The sequence below is a fragment of the Mesorhizobium sp. YR577 genome (assembly GCF_900116595.1).
Taxonomy (GTDB): Bacteria; Pseudomonadota; Alphaproteobacteria; order Rhizobiales; family Rhizobiaceae; genus Mesorhizobium_M.
Genome location: NZ_FPBI01000063.1, coordinates 1 through 2,558 on the forward strand (window position 1 = coordinate 1; position 2,558 = coordinate 2,558).

The window sequence follows — 2,558 nt, forward strand, 5'->3', positions numbered from 1 at the left end:
AGGACTAAGCCGCTCGCGCGGCAATGGCGCTTGTGACAAGCGTTTCGCCTGCTGATCGACCGTGGTTCTTTGTGACTCGGGTTCCTGGCCTGACGATTGGGGTCTTCTCAATCATCAGACAGGAGGTTCCTATGAAGGAGGAGAGGACCACCCCACTGCGCGCGCGCATGATCGAAGACATGCGTATCCGTGGAATGGGCGACAGGGCTCAGGAGGCCCATATTCGGGCCATCAAGGACTTCGCCGGGTTTTTGAGGCGGTCTCCGGACCTCGCTACACCCGACAATTTGCGCGCCTATCAGCTGCACATGACGAATGCCGGGGTGTCACCCTGGACGTTCAATTCTCGGATTGTCGCGCTGCGGTTTTTCTTCGGCGTGACCTGCGGTCGCGAAGAGATGAAGCGGCATATGCAGTTTCAGCGCAAACCGCGCAACCTACCGGTCGTCTTGAGCGTCGAAGAGATCGCCGCGCTTATGGCTGCGGTTCCCGGGCCGGGTCTGAAGTATCGCGCTGCGCTCGGCATCAGTTATGGCGCGGGATTGCGGGCCTCAGAGGTTTGCCACCTCAAGGTCATCGACAGCGAGCGCATGTTGATCCACGTCGAAGAAGGCAAGGGCGGCAAGGACCGCAAGGCCATGCTCTCGCCGGCCTTGCTGGCTTTATTGCGCGAGTACTGGCGGGAATCGCGGCCGCGGGGATGGCTATTTCCGGGCCAGCCGAAGATCAATCCGCTGTCGCCGCGTCAGCTCAATCGGGCCTTCACCTCGGCCAAGCACAAGGCGGGCATCGCCAAGCCCGCCACGCTGCACACCTTGCGCCACTCATTCGCCACGCACCTTCTGGAGGCCAACACGGATGTACGGGTGATCCAGGTTCTGCTCGGCCACGCCAAGCTGAGCACGACTGCCCGATATGCCCATGTCGCCACGAAGATGATCCGCGACACCATCAGCCCCTTCGAGCGCCTGAAGCAGTTGGAAGATCAGTCCCTTATGCGTCGGCTGGAGTGACACGCCGCCGGGGTGTCCCGGCCGAAGCTGGAGATCGCTGATATCTTCCGCGCCCACGGGCCTGCGTGGCGGCAGGCCAATGCCGGGCGTGTCAGCCTGAGCCAGCTCAAGGTCATGTCGGCGATCGAGGCCTGCCGGACAGAGGCACTCGGCGGGCACGTGGCCGCCTGCGCAGAATGTGGGCACCGCCACATCTCTTACAATTCCTGTAAGAACAGGCATTGTCCGAAGTGTCAGGGGCCTGCAGCGCGCGACTGGATGGCAGCGCAGATCGAAGATCTGCTGCCCGTGGAATATTTCCATGTCGTCTTCACTCTGCCGGCACAGATCGCGCAGATCGCCTATTGGAACAAGGAGGCGGTCTATGGGCTGCTGTTCCGGGCGTCGGCCGAGACGTTGGCCACCATCGCGGTCGATCCACGCCACTTCGGTGCCCGCATCGGCATGACCAGCGTGCTGCACACCTGGGGCTCGGCACTGACCCATCACCCGCATGTCCACATCATCGTGCCTGGCGGCGGGCTGGCGCTGGACGGCACGCGATGGATCGCCTGCCGTCCGGGGTTTTTTCTGCCCGTGCGGGTCCTGTCGCGGCTGTTTCGACGGTTGTTCATCGAAGGGCTGCTGGCGCTGCATCGCGCACGCAATCTGGTCTTCTTTGGTGATCTGGCCGGGCTGGCTGAAGCTGACACCTTCGCCGCCTGGCTTGCCCCCTTCCGCAAATCCGAATGGGTGGTCTACGCCAAGCCTCCCTTCGGCGGGCCGGAGGCCGTGCTGGCCTATCTCAGCCGCTACACGCATCGCGTGGCCATCTCCAACAACCGCCTGATCAGCGCCGATGCCAAGACGGTGACCTTCCGCTGGAAGGACTACCGGATCAAGAACGGCGACCGTCAAAAGGTCATGGGGCTGGCTACCGACGAGTTCATCCGCCGCTTTCTGATCCATGTGCTGCCCGACGGCTTCCACCGCATCCGCCATTATGGATTTCTGGCCAGCGCAGGCCGCAAGGCCGCAATCGCAAAAATCCGCACAGCGCTCTCTACGGAAACGGCCAAAGAGGATGATCCGCCAAGTGCCGAGATCGTACCGCTCACACTGCGCGAGCCATGTCCAGCCTGCGGCGGTCCGATGCGCATCATCGAGATCTTCCGACGCGGCCAGAAGCCGAGATCCCGTGCCCCACCAAGGGAGCAGGCAGCATGACGAGGCGCCCATCACAACGACCAAAGCTGACCCGGAAAGACACGGCGCTCCGGGATGGCATCGGTTTGCGCCACATAACGCTGAACACCGCAAGATCGTCGAACGCGACAGGAAGGAGGCCGTCAGACCTGCTTCCGATCATGTCATCGCACGCCCTCAAATCGGCCCGTTTGCTTCTGCCGCCAGCTTCGAACTCCACAACAGACGTCCGCACCCACGCGCTTTCCCCATAGGTCTCGCCCAGACCCCCGCGGCTTCCTCCTTCCAAGGTTTGTCAACGCGGGCCGCCAACGCCGGCGGCGAACATCGCGATGCGGCCCGCATCGAGAAACCTTCAGG

2 protein-coding genes are annotated in these 2,558 nt (G+C 62.8%); both read left to right on the forward strand.

Annotated features, from left to right (window positions below; genetic code table 11):
• Positions 1-131 precede the first annotated feature (131 nt).
• Positions 132-1,013 (forward strand): tyrosine-type recombinase/integrase, encoded by an 882-nt coding sequence (locus BM413_RS32300; protein WP_091918913.1) that lies wholly within the window; start codon positions 132-134, stop codon positions 1,011-1,013.
• A 12-nt stretch (positions 1,014-1,025) separates the two neighbouring features.
• The gene (locus BM413_RS32305) at positions 1,026-2,219 is read left to right on the forward strand and encodes an IS91 family transposase (protein ID WP_091918914.1); all 1,194 of its coding nucleotides are present in this window, start codon (positions 1,026-1,028) and stop codon (positions 2,217-2,219) included.
• The last annotated feature ends 339 nt before the right edge of the window (positions 2,220-2,558 follow it).

What these genes read in the sequence shown, in the direction of transcription:
- BM413_RS32300 (WP_091918913.1), top strand. Translation starts at nt 132, where the DNA reads ATGAAGGAGGAGAGGACCACCCCACTGCGCGCGCGCATGATCGAAGAC.